We start from the raw sequence: 14,507 nt of genomic DNA, 5'->3' as shown, positions 1-14,507 counted from the left end.
CGATTATTGACGAGTTATTTAGATGCGAAACGAATGTTTTATGCGCTTTGAGCGCCTAGCCGACGATGGCCGTGCGCGCCGGGGGCGCCTGCACTTCCCCCGCGGCACTGTCGAAACCCCGGCCTTTATGCCGGTGGGTACCTACGGCACGGTGAAGGGCATGACACCAGACTCCGTGAAAGAGATTGGCGCAGAAATCATTCTCGGCAACACCTTTCACCTATGGCTGCGCCCAGGCACCGACGTAATTGAAGCCCATGGCGACTTGCATGATTTTGCCCAATGGGACAAACCTATCCTGACCGATTCCGGCGGTTTTCAGGTTTTTTCCTTAGGCGAAATGCGCAAAATTACCGAGCAAGGCGTTCACTTCCGTTCACCGGTTGATGGCAGCAAGGTGTTCATGGGGCCGGAAGAATCCATGGCCGTGCAGCGCTCACTGGGCTCTGACGTGGTGATGATCTTCGACGAGTGCACACCGTACCCAGCCACCTTTGAAGAAGCCGAAAAATCCATGGAGCTTTCGCTACGTTGGGCGAAACGCTCACGCGATGCTCATGGTAACTCACCTTCAGCGCTGTTCGGCATTATTCAAGGCGGCATGCACCCTGAACTTCGCGAACGCTCACTAAAAGGGCTGCTCGAGATTGGCTTTGATGGCTTGGCCATTGGCGGTCTGTCGGTAGGCGAACCCAAAGAAGAGATGATCAAGGTGCTTGATTATCTACCGACGTGGATGCCGGACGACACCCCTCGCTACCTGATGGGCGTTGGCAAACCAGAAGACTTGGTAGAGGGCGTACGTCGCGGTGTCGACATGTTCGATTGCGTGATGCCTACCCGTAATGCGCGCAACGGCCACCTGTTTACCTCAGAGGGTACGGTCAAGATCCGTAACGCCAAGCACCGCTTCGATACCCAACCGCTTGATGCCGAGTGTGACTGCTATACCTGTAAGAATTTCTCACGGGGCTACTTGCACCACCTGGATCGTTGTAACGAAATGCTGGGTTCCATGCTCAATACCATCCATAACTTACGCTACTACCAGCGGGTAATGGCTGATTTGCGCGCGGCAATCGAAGCGGGTACATTGACGACCTTTGTGGAAGGCTTTTATGCCCAGCGCGGCCTGCCAGTGCCTCCCCTAGCGAATTAATCGCCATCCGCCATTGGCGGGTGGTTTAATCGGTTCACCCATTGAGTTTTCTAACCCAGGAGTTCTCTGCAATGCTGGATTTCTTCATCTCACCAGCCCATGCCCAAGAAGCCGCTGCCGGCGGTGGCATCGCGCAAATTGTCATGCTGGTTGGTTTTGTGCTGATTTTTTACTTCCTGCTGTGGCGCCCCCAGGCAAAGCGCGCTAAGCAGCACAAACAGCTGGTTACTGGCTTGGCCAAAGGCGATGAAGTCGTCATCGGTGGCGGTCTTGTTGGTCGTGTTACCAAAGTTAGTGATGAGTTCCTAACGCTGGAAGTTTCTGAAGGCACCGAAGTTAACGTGCAGAAAAATGCCGTTGCTGCCGTACTTCCTAAAGGCACTATTAAGTCCATCTAACGCCTGCATCTCCCCCCTGCCGATCCAGTGCCAGCCACCCCGGCAGGGGTGACATGGTAGCCACGATGGTGAACTTTGCTGTGCGCGGTCTGTCCGTGCACAGCAATTCCGTTTGTAATTGAAGGCAGGGCTTGCATGCTCAACCGTTACCCCCTGTGGAAGTATCTGCTGATACTGGTCGTCCTGGTGGTTGGCCTTATCTATTCGCTTCCCAATTTATTCCCCGCAGATCCCGCCATCCAGGTTAGCGATGCCCAGGGCGATTCGCTGGATGAACGGCAAATATCCCGCGTTGAAGAAGCGCTCATTGATAGCGATATCGGCATTAAAGCCATTGAAGAAACGAATGGCCAATGGCTGATTCGCCTTCAGAGTGATGATGATCAGCTAGACGCCCGCGATATTGCCGCAGATGTATTGGGTAGTGACGCGACTGTCGCACTCAACCTCGCTGACGCCACCCCTGGTTGGCTGCAAGCCTTTTCCGCATCTCCCATGACACTGGGCCTAGATTTACGTGGAGGCGTGCACTTCTTACTCGAAGTAGATATGGATGCCGCCCTTACCCAGCGCTTGGAAGTGAATGCCAGCGCCATGCGTGAACTGCTACGTGGGGAGCGCATTCGCTATCGCAATACCACCATCGACGAGCGTTCACTTTCAATCGGCTTTGGCAGTGCAGAAGACCGCGATACTGCCCGGCGCTTGATTAGCCGCGACTTCCCTAATTTTGAATACAGCAATGAAGGCGATGGTCGTGCTTCCAACCTAGTCATGACGCTCAGCGACCAAACGGTCAACGAGATTCAGGACTATGCGATCAATCAAAACTTAACCACGCTACGCAACCGCGTAAACGAGCTGGGCGTCGCTGAGCCGATGGTTCAACGCCAAGGGCCTAGTCAAATCGTTGTTGAACTGCCCGGCGTTCAAGATACCGTGGCTGCAAAGCGCATTGTGGGTGCAACGGCAAACCTAGAGTTTCGCCTGGAAGCTCGCAACGACACGCCTGACACGGAAACCGAACGTCTAGAATTCCGTAACGACCCAGCACGCTCGGCAGAGCTGATGCGCGATGTCATTATTACCGGTGATAGCGTATCCAGTGCCAGCAATAGCTTTGATGAAAATGGTCGCCCACAGGTCAACATTAACTTGGACGGCACCGGCGGCACGTTAATGAACCGCGCCACGCGAACCAACATCGGTCGCAATATGGCGGTATTGTTCATTGAACATAAAAGCGAAGATCGCGTAGAAATCGACCCCGAAACGGGCGAAGAAACGATTATTCGCGAGCCCTACGTCGAACGCGGCTTGATCAGCCTTGCCACCATCCAAAGCGCACTGGGCAATAGCTTCCGCATTACCGGCTTAGACTCACCGACTGAAGCTGCTGAGCTTGCCCTTCTGCTCCGCTCTGGTTCACTGGCCGCCCCTATCTACTTTGTCCAGGAACGTACTATTGGACCAAGCCTGGGTGCCGAAAACATTGAGCGTGGCCTGCTATCGGTACAAATCGGCTTGTTACTGGTCGTGCTGTTTATGCTGGTACGCTACAAAGTGTTTGGGGTATTTGCCAACATCGCCCTAGCGCTAAACCTAACGCTGCTCGTCGCGGTTATGTCGATGCTGGGCGCTACGTTAACACTACCAGGCATTGCCGGGATTGTGCTGACGCTAGGCATGGCAGTTGATGCCAACGTGCTGATATTCGAGCGTATACGTGAAGAATTGCGCAACGGCATGTCGATTCAGCAAGCAATCCATGCGGGCTACGAGCGCGCTTTCACTTCTATCGTGGATGCCAACATCACCACGCTGCTGGTAGCGGTGATTCTGTTCTCGATCGGTACCGGCCCAGTGAAAGGGTTTGCCGTTACGCTCTCCATTGGCATTTTGACATCCATGTTCACGGCACTACTGGTAACGCGCGCCATGGTCAACCTGACCTATGGCAGCAAGCCCGTCAAAAAGCTGTGGATTTAAACACATGGATCTAAATGGCATAGATTTGAAAAGCATGGATCTGAACCACGTGCTTAGCCCAGAATTTAAGAGGTGGTAATGAAACCCCTATCACAACTGCGAATCGACTTTATGGGGCGGCGCAACCTTGCGTTTATCGTCTCTGCCTTGATGCTAATCATCTCGATTGGCGCGATTATTTTTCAGCAGCTAAATCTCGGACTGGACTTCACCGGCGGCACCCTGGTGGAAGTGCGCTACGGCGCAGTCCCTTCCTTAGACGCGATTCGCCAATTGCTCGAAGACAGTGGTTTCCAAGACGTGTCGGTGCAAACGTTTGGCGCATCAACAGAAATACTTATCCGCATTCAACAGGCGTTCGATGCGGATGTCGGTAACGACGTTGTCAGTCTGCTACGTGCCAATGGCGATAGCGTTAATCTTGTGCGGGCCGAGTTTGTCGGTGCACAGGTAGGCGACCAACTTCGCGACCAAAGCGGCTTAGGCCTTCTAGTGGCATTGGGCGTGGTGATGCTTTACGTTGCCTTCCGCTTTCAATACAAGTTTGCTCTTGGTGCCCTGCTAGCCTTGCTGCACGATGTCATCATTGTTGTTGGCGTCTTCGCGCTGTTCAAGTTGGAGTTCGATCTAACGGTTCTGGCAGCGATTTTGGCCGTTATCGGCTACTCGCTAAACGATACGATTGTTGTCTATGACCGTATCCGCGAGACTATTCGAACATCGCGTATTGATGATATGCCGCAAATCTTCAACGAAGCGATCAATGCCACCCTGTCCCGCACGCTCGCCACCTCTGGTACTACGGTGCTGGTATTGCTGGCGCTGCTGCTATTAGGCGGCGACATGATCGAGAACTTCGCTATTGCGCTGTTAATTGGCATCGTGGTGGGTACGTTCTCATCAATTTATATCTCAGGTGCGTTACTGATTCCGCTCAAGCTTTCACGGGAAGACCTTATCCCCACCAAGAAAGAGACGGATGAAGAGGAAGAAGAGCTGCCGTAAACCAGCAAAAGTAATCCGCAACAAAAAGGCTCTGCCGATAAAATCGACAGAGCCTTTTTAATGCGTGGTCATCGAGCAGACTGTATCAATCGCTTTTACCACTTACCACTTACCACTTTTACGAACTTAAAAATGCGGTGCCAATTGTTTAATCAAGGCTTTGTACAGACGCGGGCCAGCGGCCATCAGTTGACCTTCAGCGTTCACTGTCGGCTTGCCGTCAGGCGTGCCCATCAACGCACCGGCCTCTTTCAGCAATAGCGTTCCCACCTGCATATCCTGCTCTTCAAGGCCCAGTACAAAAACACTGTCCACACGCCCACAGGCAAGCTCGCAAATATCCAGCAGGCCGCTGCCAGATGCCAACATGGCTTCCACTTGGGGGGCTAATTGCTGAGTAATGGTCAGGTAAGCGGGCAAATGACTTGGGCGCAACCAGGTTTCTGGCAGGCTCATCGCTATCCGCGTACCGCTAATGGTGGTAGGTTTGCTTACACGCATGCGCTTATCGTTGTGCTGAGCACCGCGGCCGCGGCTGGCGATATACTCATCGTCAGAAAACGGACAGATAATTACCGCGTGTTCGGGGCGATCTTTGACGAGACACACCACTGAGAGAGCAAAGCCCTTACCTGCCACCGCTAAATTGGAATAGCCGTGCATTGGTTCAATTTTCCAGACGATATCAGCGCCTTCGCCTTCACCCGCTTTATGAGGCGTATAGCGGCCACTGAAGCCGTGCAGGGGATACCCACGCTGCAGCTGCTGAACAATGGTGGCCTCTGCTTTGCGAGCGGTGTCTTCTAGCAAGCGGTCGAGGTTAAATTCATCGTGAGCATTTTCAATGCGTTCACGAACACGTAAAAAGTGTTCAACAGCGCCACGCGCAGCGCGCAGCGTAAATTGGACCATAGGATTCATGATCGGGCCTTGTCACAGTGATGTTAAAGAACGGAGGCAGTGGCAGGACTGCTTTGGCGCGCAATTCTAACAGAGCCCCCTCGGGCATGCTATCGACTCATGCTAAACTGCGCGTTTTCCGTACTTGATTACCGAGCCCATTATGCTTGAGCGCATCCGTATTGTTCTTATTGGCACTAGCCATCCTGGTAATATTGGCGGCGTCGCCCGCGCCATGCACAACATGGGCTTAGCAGATTTAGCCCTGGTGGCGCCGCGCTGTGAAGTGATTACCCAAGACAGCATTTCCCGCGCCTCGGGAGCCGACCACCTGCTTCATCAGGCAAAAGTCCAAGCCTCTCTTGAAGACGCCGTTGCTGACTGCACGCTTGCCGTGGGCGCTAGCGCTCGTTCGCGCACGCTGCCCTGGCCAATGATTTCCCCACGCGAGCTAGCAGAGCGCTTGCCCAGCGAATGCCAGCCCGACAATGCACGTGTCGCGCTGGTGTTTGGCCGCGAGGACAGCGGCTTAACCAATGCCGAGCTGCAGCGTTGCCATGCCCACGTGCATATTCCCACCAATGCAGATTTCAGCTCGCTAAATCTGGCCGCTGCCGTTCAGGTGATTGCCTATGAGTGCCGTATGGCATGGCTAACCCAACAGGATAGCGCCACCGCTGAAGAGACGGATGATGCGCTGGCTACCCATGCCGAACTAGAGCGCTACTTTGAGCACTTGGAGCGCACGCTGATAGCCATTGAGTTTCATGACCCCGCACAGCCGCGCCAACTGATGGCGAGATTGCGTCGCCTATACCTACGTGCTCGTCCTGAAAAAATGGAGATGAATATTCTGCGTGGCATTCTTTCGGCAACGGAAAAAGCAGCGGACCAACGGCAGCCATAGCTTGGCATGCCGGTTGAGCGGCAATGGCCTAAACTTGAAGTCACGCTCATGCGCCCCAACATCGCCTTCTTAACAACCGCTTCGCACTAACGATATTCCATAGCATTCGATACCCAGAGCATCCATGACTGCCGCCCTTTAACGCCCAAGGATCACCCATGTTTCAACGCCTGCGTGAAGACATTAATAGCGTATTCGACCGCGACCCAGCGGCACGTAACTCTCTTGAGGTGCTGACCAACTATCCCGGCCTGCACGCCCTGCTGCTTCACCGCTGCAGCCACTGGCTATGGAAGAAAAATTTTAAATGGTTGGCGCGAACGCTATCGACGTTTTCCCGCTGGCTGACCGGCATTGAGATTCACCCAGGCGCCACTATTGGCCGCCGTTTCTTTATTGATCACGGCATGGGCGTGGTGATTGGTGAAACAGCGCTAGTCGGCGATAATGTGACCCTTTATCAAGGCGTTACCTTAGGCGGCACCAGTTGGAATAAGGGTAAGCGTCACCCTACGTTAGAAGATGGCGTTATTGTTGGCGCTGGCGCTAAGATTCTTGGCCCGTTCACCGTTGGCGCGGGGGCTAAAATTGGCTCTAATGCCGTGGTCACCAAAGAAGTGCCATCCGGCGCTACGGTGGTGGGCATTCCTGGCAAAATCGTTAAACGCGCCGACCCCGATGTCGAGGAAGCATTAGATGTCGACCCGGCTCGTCGCGAAGCGATTTGCCAAAAATTTGGCTTCGATGCTTACGGTGTTAGCCAGGACATGCCCGACCCTGTGGCACGTTCGATGCAGGCGATGCTTGATCACATGCACGCCGTGGATGAGCGCATTGAGCGTATGTGTTCGACACTGCGTCAATTGGATGCCAGCTATCGCGACGGCCAACTCCCGGCTCTGCGCGATGAAGATTTCGCCGACATTCTTGATGAAAATGACACAGGCTGCCCAGGGGTTGGCAAACACAGTTCCGAGCCAAAAGCCAACGCCGAGGCGACCGAGACAGCAGCCGCCAGTACGCAGCAAACCGCTCCTGATTCAACGGCTAACTCGCCATCTGATGCAGCGGCTGATTCAACCTCTGACTCAACGACATCGCGCAATAGTTGACCAAAGCACTCAGGATTTCCATAATGGCGTTACATTTGCCGTAAGTGCGCTGAGGTTCAGCGTCGAGGTGCCTGTCATGCGCTTGACCACTAAAGGCCGTTACGCCGTTACCGCCATGCTCGATTTGGCGATAAATACTCCCCAAGGCCCGACCAGCTTGGGGGATATTTCTCAGCGTCAGGAAATTTCGCTCTCTTATCTCGAGCAGCTATTTGCACGCCTGCGCCGAGCGGGTCTAGTTAGCAGCGTGCGTGGTCCTGGTGGAGGCTATTTGCTGGCTAAACCAGCCGAAGACATCAGCGTTTCCCAAGTGATTGATGCTGTTAATGAGACCGTGGATGCAACACGCTGCCAAGGGCTTTCAGACTGCCAACAAGGCGACACCTGCCTAACCCATCACCTGTGGTGTGATCTATCAGGGCAGATTCGCAATTTCCTTGATGACACTAGCCTTGCACAACTGATGCAGCGCCCCGATGTTATACGCATTGCCTCTCGGCAAAAGCAGCGCGTAGAAGCTGGCATTCTCGCCTCATCCCCTTAACGGCTTTCACTGCACGTTGGACTCTATGACGATGACCTCCTCCCCTTCGCTGCCGATTTATTTGGACTATGCCGCGACCACGCCGGTAGACACCCGTGTGGCCGACGTCATGCAGCGCTATTTAACCGTTGATCAGCTGTTCGCCAACCCAGCCTCGCGCAGCCACATGTTAGGCTGGCAGGCGGAACAGGTGGTAGAGCAGGCTCGCCGTCAAGTCGCCAATACGATTAACGCAGACCCACGTGAGGTGGTTTGGACCAGCGGTGCCACTGAGGCCAACAATCTAGCGCTGATCGGCTACATGCGCGCCAATCGTGAGCGCGGCATGCATCTGGTAACGTCCACCATTGAGCACAAAGCGATAGTGGATACTGCCAACGCCCTGGAAAGCGAAGGTTTTGAAGTGACGTGGCTCACGCCTGGGCGAGACGGGCGTACCACGCCAGAACAGCTGCGCGCTGCCATGCGAGACGACACGGCACTCGTGTCATTAATGGCGGTCAATAACGAATTGGGTAGCATTAATGATATTGCCGCGCTGGCAGAGATTGCCCATGAATTCGGGGCTGTTTTTCACACCGATGCAGCCCAAGCTGTAGGACGCATTCCGTTAGATGTGGTGGCGCAACAAATTGATCTAATGTCGCTGTCTGGGCATAAAGTTTATGGCCCCAAAGGCGTTGGTGCGCTTTACGTCAAACGCCATCCAGATATACGCATAGAAGCACTTATCCATGGTGGCGGCCACGAGCGGGGCATGCGCTCTGGCACACTTCCGACCCATCAAATTGCCGGCATGGGTGAAGCGTTTGCGCTAATGCAACACCATCACCAGGAAGATCAAGCCCATATCGCCCAGCTACACGCGCGCTTCCTAAAAGGGCTAGAAGATGTTGATGACTTCTTCGCCAACTCTCCGCTGGAAAATGCCGTTCCCAATATTTTAAACCTAGCATTTAAAGGGGTAGACGGTGAATCTCTATTGATGGCGCTGCGCGATGTTGCTGTGTCAACTGGGTCTGCTTGTAACTCTGCTAGCGTTGATCCTTCCTACGTTTTATTGGGAATCGGCACACCGCGCGCCCTTGCACTCTCATCGCTACGTTTTAGTTTTGGGCGTTTCACCACTGACGCCGACATTGATCATGCGCTGACACTACTGCGCCACGCGTTGAGCGGACTACGCTCAACGCGTTAAACGGCTGATGCCACTGTTGGCAATCAGCCTACCGACTTCTTGAAGGAGGACGCCCGATGGCAACTCTCAACATTACCCCCGCTGCTGCTCAGCAAATCCGTCACGTTCTCGATGAGCGTGGCCAGGGGCTTGGGCTGCGCGTTTCTGTAAAACCTAGCGGCTGCTCAGGCTATAGTTACGTACTCGACTTTGCCGATGACGTAAGCGATGACGAAATTCGCTTTGAAGAGCACGGCGCCAGCGTGTATATCGCGCCAGACGCGCTAGAAATACTCAACGGCAGTGAAGTGGACTATGTAAGCGAAGGGCTGAATCGCTTTTTCCGCTTCAACAATCCCAACGTTAAAGATGAGTGTGGCTGTGGCGAAAGCTTCACGGTCTAAACGTTTAGCGCTGCATCACCGGTATTCATCACCCCCTTGAGGCGCTATAATCGCGGCCACTCGGCAATCGGTAATGCACAGCAGCCCTGCCGACTCTTTTTTCCTGCGCCGCCTCGGCTTTCCGGGGCGGCACTTCTGCTTTATGCCTCTTAAGGAGATTCCACCATGGCAATTGAACGTACTCTTTCTATTATCAAGCCTGATGCCGTTGCTAAAAACGCGATTGGCGACATCATTTCTCGCTTTGAAAAAGCAGGCTTGAAAGTTGTTGCTGCGAAGATGGTTCATCTTTCTGAAGAAAAAGCAGGCGGTTTCTACGCCGAACATAAAGAGCGTCCTTTCTTTAAAGACCTGGTTGGCTTCATGACCTCTGGTCCGGTTGTTGTGCAGGTACTGGAAGGCGAAGGCGCTATCGCTAAAAACCGTGACCTGATGGGTGCTACTAACCCGAAAGAAGCGGCACCCGGCACTATCCGCGCTGACTTTGCGGAAACAATCGACGCAAACGCTGTCCATGGTTCTGATTCTCCGGAAAGCGCTGAGCGCGAAATTAGCTACTTCTTCGGTAACGACGAAATTTGCCCGCGCTAAACCAAGCGTGCCGCCGATTCAACATCCGTTGCCGGCCATTTTCGCGGGGGCTATGCCCCCGCCTTTTCTCTGAACGCTGACCGCCATGACCACTACCGTAGCTCAACATACGCCTACCTCTATCTCCTCGACCGAAAGCGAACCTGCCGCCACTAACGCGCCAGAGCGCCAGAACCTGCTGGGCATGTCTCGCGAGCAGATGGAGGACTTCTTTTTGTCGATTGGCGAAAAGAAGTTTCGCGCTGCCCAGCTAATGAAGTGGATTCACCAGGAAGGTAGCGATGATTTTGCTGCCATGACGAATCTATCCAAACCGCTGCGAGAAAAACTGGCTCGGCTGGCTGAGATTCGTGGCCCTGGCGTCGTCTATGAAGGCACTTCCAGCGACGGCACACGCAAGTGGGTCCTGGAAGTAGAAGATGGCAGCTATGTAGAAACGGTGCTGATTCCTGCGGAAAACGGCAAACGCCGAACGCTATGCGTCTCTTCACAGGTAGGCTGCTCGTTAGACTGCAGTTTTTGCTCAACGGGCAAACAAGGCTTCCAGCGCAACCTGACCGCTGCCGAAATCATCGGCCAGGTTTGGGTCGCCCAGCGTAGCGTAGGCCCGCGCCGCGATACCGCTAATCGTCCGGTGACTAACGTAGTCATGATGGGCATGGGTGAGCCGCTGCTCAACTTTGATAACGTCGTGCCAGCAATGAAGCTGATGCTCGACGACAATGGCTATGGACTTTCCAAACGCCGCGTCACGCTTTCCACATCCGGCGTTGTGCCGATGATAGATAAGCTTGGCGATGAGATCGACGTAAGCTTAGCCATTTCGTTGCACGCTTCTACTGATGAGCTACGCAACGAGCTGGTACCGATTAACCGTAAATATAATATCCGCGCGCTTCTGGATGCCTGCCACCGTTATCTATCCAAATGCCCGGATAACCGTCAGGTGACTATCGAATATACGCTCATTAGAGATGTGAATGATCAGCAGGAGCATGCTGAGCAACTGGCGGCGCTGTTAAAAGAGCTACCCTGTAAAATCAACCTGATACCGTTCAACCCGTTCCCTAATTCAGGCTACGAAAAGCCCTCACGTAACCAAGTGATGCGCTTTCAGCAATGGCTATACGACCTGGGTTATAACGCCACCGTACGCATCACGCGGGGCGATGATATCGACGCTGCTTGTGGCCAACTGGTAGGAAAGGTGAAAGACCGCACTAAGCGAAGTGCACGCTATATTCAGTCCGTACAGCTTGACGCAGACTAAACCGTTGTTATCTTGACTTCCATCGAGCGCGGCGCTTTGATGGACACATTTTCAAACCGCCACACACGCAAATGTTGTCACATAACAACGCGTCAAATCACTGCAAAATGGTTGTTATAAGAGGGTGTACATGATCAGTCACCGCTGGCGCTTTTACCCACCCCGGGTTCACATGCTGTGCGTGCTAGTAAGCAGCATGTTGTTAGCTGGCTGTGCCACGTCAGGCAGCACGTCTTCTCAGGCTGACGATGACGCTGCAGACGCTTACACCCAACTAGGAGTTGCTTACCTAGAACGCGACAACCTAACCCGTGCGCTCAGCGCGCTTGATCGTGCGCTTGAAATTAATCCACGCAATGCCGAGGCACTTCAGGCGCTTGCGCTGGTCTATCAACAGCAGAGTGAAAATGAGCTTGCAAATCACTATTTTCAGCAAGCGATTAACACAGCACCTTCTTTGACACGTGCGCGTAATAATTACGCGGCGTTTTTATATCAGCAGGGGCAGTTCAACGCCGCTTGCGAACAGTTAGAAATAGCATCTCACGATGCCCAATATGCCAATCGTGCCCAGCTATTTACTAACCTAGGGCAGTGCTATTTGGCAGCCGATGACATTGATGAAGCGCGCAAACGCTTATTGCGCGCAGTGAGCATTGATCCACGTAGCCTGCGTGGATATTTATTATTAGCCGAACTTGAAGTTTCACAGGGCAATTATGGTCAAGCCTGGGAGCCGCTGCAGCGCTACTTGCAGCTGGCCGGGCAAAATCCAGTCGCGTTGGAAATGGCGATCGATATCGCCCACGCCCGTGGTGATCACGCTGCGGCTGCGAACTACCAGCGCTTATTGAATATTGACTAACGGTGCCCTGACCACCTAATTATTGAAGGATGCTCAGCTATGAGCGATACACAATCACACGATAATGTTACGACCTCTAGCCCAACTGCAACACCTGGCGAGCTTCTCTCACGCCAACGCGAAGCACTCGGCGTACCGCTTACCGATGCCGCACGGGCGCTTAATTTACGCCCAGCGGTCGTTGATGGTTTAGAACAAGATAACTACGAAGAAATCCCTGTTGCCGCTTATCGCCGAGGCTATTTACGTGCTTATGCAAAATACCTGGGCATGGATGATCGTCTAGTACTTGAGGCCTACCAAGCTAACCATGGGGGTACAGAGACAGATCGTCGGGTGGCTCCAGTGTCAGTCACCCGGCCACCATCCCGTATTGGCGCTTGGTTATTTAAGCTAGTCACCCTGCTAGTGATTGTTGCCTTGATTGCCGTCACGGTCATGTGGTGGCAAAGCCGTGGCGGCAGCGAACCCCCCAGCATGGGAAGTAACCCTTCTGTAGAAGATGAGGGTGGTTCCATGGGTACGCCAGCCGACAATGCAACACCGACTGAACAAACGCTGGTTGCCACACCTCAGCTTCCTAGCACCGCAACGGCACAACAAACCGGCACAGCCGAGGGAGTCGATGAGGGAGCGGCTAACGCCGCAACGGCTGCCATTGAGTCGGCATCTGAGCCGTCTACGTCTTCCGAAGGGGCAGAAGCTGCTGAGCTCACCTCTGCAGATACAGCTGAACAAGCGGACGCCGCCACTGACAGTGAAGACAACACAGCTGAAACAGCGCCCGCAACAAACCCGAACCTGCTTGAACTTACGTTTAACGAGCAGTCGTGGACTGAAATTTTTGATGCCAATAACCAACGGGTGTTCGTTGGTCTGCAAACGCCTGGCACCACAGCAAGTGTTGAGGGCGAACCGCCTTTTCGTTTAACTATCGGCAATGCCACCGGCGTAGAGCTGCGCTATGAAGGCGAGGCCGTTAACCTTGTCCAACGCGCCGGTGCCAATAATGTTGCCCGCTTTACCCTGGGAGAGTGACCCGTCTTATGCACGCACCTTCTCCGATTAAACGCCGCTTCTCGCGTCAAATTCACGTTGGCAATGTGGCCGTAGGTGGTGATGCACCTATTGCTGTTCAGAGCATGACCAACACAAATACGCTGGATGTCGATGCCACCGTGGCACAAATTCAGCAGTTGGAAAAAGCGGGAGCCGATATTGTCCGCGTTTCAGTACCCGATATGGACGCCGCTGAAAGTTTTGGCAAAATTAAGCAGCGTGTCGATGTCCCACTGGTGGCAGACATTCATTTTGACTACAAAATTGCCCTGCGTGTCGCCGAACTAGGTGTCGACTGCTTGCGTATTAACCCAGGTAACATTGGCCGCGAAGATCGCGTACGCGCGGTTGTTAATGCTGCCCGCGATAACGGCATACCGATTCGTATTGGCGTCAATGCCGGGTCGCTGGAAAAAGACCTACAGAAAAAGTATGGCGAGCCTACTCCCGCAGCGTTAGTGGAGTCGGCCATGCGCCATATTGATTACCTGGATCGTCTTGATTTCCAGGAATTTAAAGTCAGCGTCAAAGCCTCAGATGTGTTTATGGCGGTAGCAGCGTACCGCGACCTGGCTACCCGTATCGAGCAGCCACTCCATCTAGGCATTACCGAAGCCGGCGGCCTGCGCTCTGGTACGGTGAAGTCATCGATTGGCCTTGGCATGCTGCTAATGGATGGCATTGGCGACACGATTCGCGTATCGCTCGCCGCCGACCCGGTAGAAGAAATTAAAGTCGGCTTTGACATGCTTAAAAGCCTGCGACTGCGGGCCAAAGGCATTAATTTTATTGCCTGCCCCAGCTGCTCACGGCAGAATTTTGATGTCATCAGCACCATGAACCAGCTAGAAGAGCGGCTTGAAGACGTCATGACCCCGCTGGACGTATCGGTGATTGGTTGCGTCGTTAATGGCCCAGGTGAAGCGAAAGAAACCGATATTGGCCTAACCGGCGGCTCTCCTGCCAACTTGGTGTACATCGATGGCAAACCTGCTAGCAAGCTGCGTAATGACCACTTGGTGGATGACCTTGAAAAGCTGATCCGTGAGAAAGTACGCCAAAAACAGCAGCAAGAAGACGACATGATTGCGCGCAGCGTTTAAAAAAGCCGAGCAAGTGATACCCAA

15 protein-coding genes are annotated in these 14,507 nt (G+C 53.7%); 14 read left to right on the top strand and 1 reads right to left on the bottom strand.

The window, feature by feature from the left end; translation table 11 throughout:
- The first annotated feature begins 22 nt into the window (after positions 1-22).
- The 4 genes from tgt to secF all read left to right on the top strand — a co-directional run bounded on the left by tgt (position 23) and on the right by secF (position 4,551).
- Complete coding sequence (gene tgt / locus J4377_RS03350; protein WP_167457094.1) at positions 23-1,159, top strand: tRNA guanosine(34) transglycosylase Tgt; 1,137 nt, start codon at positions 23-25, stop codon at positions 1,157-1,159.
- A 71-nt stretch (positions 1,160-1,230) separates the two neighbouring features.
- The gene (gene yajC / locus J4377_RS03345; protein WP_038481485.1) at positions 1,231-1,557 is read left to right on the top strand and encodes a preprotein translocase subunit YajC; all 327 of its coding nucleotides are present in this window, start codon (positions 1,231-1,233) and stop codon (positions 1,555-1,557) included.
- Positions 1,558-1,692: 135 nt separating this feature from the next.
- Complete coding sequence (gene secD, locus J4377_RS03340) at positions 1,693-3,546, top strand: protein translocase subunit SecD (protein ID WP_038481482.1); 1,854 nt, start codon at positions 1,693-1,695, stop codon at positions 3,544-3,546.
- A gap of 78 nt (positions 3,547-3,624) precedes the next feature.
- Positions 3,625-4,551 (top strand): protein translocase subunit SecF, encoded by a 927-nt coding sequence (secF, locus tag J4377_RS03335; RefSeq protein WP_038481479.1) that lies wholly within the window; start codon positions 3,625-3,627, stop codon positions 4,549-4,551.
- A gap of 126 nt (positions 4,552-4,677) precedes the next feature.
- On the opposite strand, the gene J4377_RS03330 is transcribed toward secF, so the two are convergent.
- Positions 4,678-5,472 (bottom strand): inositol monophosphatase family protein, encoded by a 795-nt coding sequence (locus J4377_RS03330; RefSeq protein WP_253486760.1) that lies wholly within the window; start codon positions 5,470-5,472, stop codon positions 4,678-4,680.
- Between the two features lie 142 nt (positions 5,473-5,614).
- Here J4377_RS03330 and trmJ point away from each other — a divergent pair, with 142 nt between their 5' ends.
- The 10 genes from trmJ to ispG all read left to right on the top strand — a co-directional run bounded on the left by trmJ (position 5,615) and on the right by ispG (position 14,483).
- The gene (trmJ, locus tag J4377_RS03325) at positions 5,615-6,358 is read left to right on the top strand and encodes a tRNA (cytosine(32)/uridine(32)-2'-O)-methyltransferase TrmJ (RefSeq protein WP_253486758.1); all 744 of its coding nucleotides are present in this window, start codon (positions 5,615-5,617) and stop codon (positions 6,356-6,358) included.
- Between the two features lie 158 nt (positions 6,359-6,516).
- Positions 6,517-7,470: a serine O-acetyltransferase gene (gene cysE / locus J4377_RS03320; RefSeq protein WP_198348623.1), complete on the top strand. Its 954-nt coding sequence runs from the start codon at positions 6,517-6,519 to the stop codon at positions 7,468-7,470.
- 76 nt (positions 7,471-7,546) lie between these two features.
- On the top strand, positions 7,547-8,014 hold the full coding sequence (iscR, locus tag J4377_RS03315) for a Fe-S cluster assembly transcriptional regulator IscR (protein ID WP_038481467.1): 468 nt from the start codon (positions 7,547-7,549) through the stop codon (positions 8,012-8,014).
- 25 nt (positions 8,015-8,039) lie between these two features.
- The gene (locus tag J4377_RS03310) at positions 8,040-9,212 is read left to right on the top strand and encodes an aminotransferase class V-fold PLP-dependent enzyme (RefSeq protein ID WP_370687196.1); all 1,173 of its coding nucleotides are present in this window, start codon (positions 8,040-8,042) and stop codon (positions 9,210-9,212) included.
- A gap of 56 nt (positions 9,213-9,268) precedes the next feature.
- Complete coding sequence (locus tag J4377_RS03305; protein WP_038481461.1) at positions 9,269-9,595, top strand: iron-sulfur cluster assembly accessory protein; 327 nt, start codon at positions 9,269-9,271, stop codon at positions 9,593-9,595.
- Between the two features lie 165 nt (positions 9,596-9,760).
- On the top strand, positions 9,761-10,186 hold the full coding sequence (ndk, locus tag J4377_RS03300; protein WP_038481458.1) for a nucleoside-diphosphate kinase: 426 nt from the start codon (positions 9,761-9,763) through the stop codon (positions 10,184-10,186).
- A gap of 85 nt (positions 10,187-10,271) precedes the next feature.
- Positions 10,272-11,456, top strand: coding sequence for a 23S rRNA (adenine(2503)-C(2))-methyltransferase RlmN (gene rlmN / locus J4377_RS03295; RefSeq protein WP_038481455.1), 1,185 nt, complete (start codon positions 10,272-10,274; stop codon positions 11,454-11,456).
- 130 nt (positions 11,457-11,586) lie between these two features.
- Positions 11,587-12,321, top strand: a complete 735-nt coding sequence (gene pilW, locus J4377_RS03290; RefSeq protein ID WP_253486756.1) for a type IV pilus biogenesis/stability protein PilW — start codon at positions 11,587-11,589, stop codon at positions 12,319-12,321.
- Positions 12,322-12,360: 39 nt separating this feature from the next.
- On the top strand, positions 12,361-13,359 hold the full coding sequence (locus J4377_RS03285) for a RodZ domain-containing protein (RefSeq protein ID WP_253486748.1): 999 nt from the start codon (positions 12,361-12,363) through the stop codon (positions 13,357-13,359).
- A gap of 8 nt (positions 13,360-13,367) precedes the next feature.
- The gene (ispG, locus tag J4377_RS03280; protein WP_030069523.1) at positions 13,368-14,483 is read left to right on the top strand and encodes a flavodoxin-dependent (E)-4-hydroxy-3-methylbut-2-enyl-diphosphate synthase; all 1,116 of its coding nucleotides are present in this window, start codon (positions 13,368-13,370) and stop codon (positions 14,481-14,483) included.
- Positions 14,484-14,507 lie beyond the last annotated feature (24 nt).

It is taken from the genome of Halomonas sp. XH26 (genome assembly GCF_024138895.1).
Lineage (GTDB): Bacteria > Pseudomonadota > Gammaproteobacteria > Pseudomonadales > Halomonadaceae > Vreelandella > Vreelandella alkaliphila.
This window is presented reverse-complemented; position numbering and strand designations above follow the sequence as displayed.

What these genes read in the sequence shown, in the direction of transcription:
- tgt (WP_167457094.1), top strand. Translation starts at nt 23, where the DNA reads ATGCGAAACGAATGTTTTATGCGCTTTGAGCGCCTAGCCGACGATGGC.
- yajC (WP_038481485.1), top strand. Translation starts at nt 1,231, where the DNA reads ATGCTGGATTTCTTCATCTCACCAGCCCATGCCCAAGAAGCCGCTGCC.
- secD (WP_038481482.1), top strand. Translation starts at nt 1,693, where the DNA reads ATGCTCAACCGTTACCCCCTGTGGAAGTATCTGCTGATACTGGTCGTC.
- secF (WP_038481479.1), top strand. Translation starts at nt 3,625, where the DNA reads ATGAAACCCCTATCACAACTGCGAATCGACTTTATGGGGCGGCGCAAC.
- J4377_RS03330 (WP_253486760.1), bottom strand. Translation starts at nt 5,472, where the DNA reads ATGAATCCTATGGTCCAATTTACGCTGCGCGCTGCGCGTGGCGCTGTT.
- trmJ (WP_253486758.1), top strand. Translation starts at nt 5,615, where the DNA reads ATGCTTGAGCGCATCCGTATTGTTCTTATTGGCACTAGCCATCCTGGT.
- cysE (WP_198348623.1), top strand. Translation starts at nt 6,517, where the DNA reads ATGTTTCAACGCCTGCGTGAAGACATTAATAGCGTATTCGACCGCGAC.
- iscR (WP_038481467.1), top strand. Translation starts at nt 7,547, where the DNA reads ATGCGCTTGACCACTAAAGGCCGTTACGCCGTTACCGCCATGCTCGAT.
- J4377_RS03310 (WP_370687196.1), top strand. Translation starts at nt 8,040, where the DNA reads ATGACGATGACCTCCTCCCCTTCGCTGCCGATTTATTTGGACTATGCC.
- J4377_RS03305 (WP_038481461.1), top strand. Translation starts at nt 9,269, where the DNA reads ATGGCAACTCTCAACATTACCCCCGCTGCTGCTCAGCAAATCCGTCAC.
- ndk (WP_038481458.1), top strand. Translation starts at nt 9,761, where the DNA reads ATGGCAATTGAACGTACTCTTTCTATTATCAAGCCTGATGCCGTTGCT.
- rlmN (WP_038481455.1), top strand. Translation starts at nt 10,272, where the DNA reads ATGACCACTACCGTAGCTCAACATACGCCTACCTCTATCTCCTCGACC.
- pilW (WP_253486756.1), top strand. Translation starts at nt 11,587, where the DNA reads ATGATCAGTCACCGCTGGCGCTTTTACCCACCCCGGGTTCACATGCTG.
- J4377_RS03285 (WP_253486748.1), top strand. Translation starts at nt 12,361, where the DNA reads ATGAGCGATACACAATCACACGATAATGTTACGACCTCTAGCCCAACT.
- ispG (WP_030069523.1), top strand. Translation starts at nt 13,368, where the DNA reads ATGCACGCACCTTCTCCGATTAAACGCCGCTTCTCGCGTCAAATTCAC.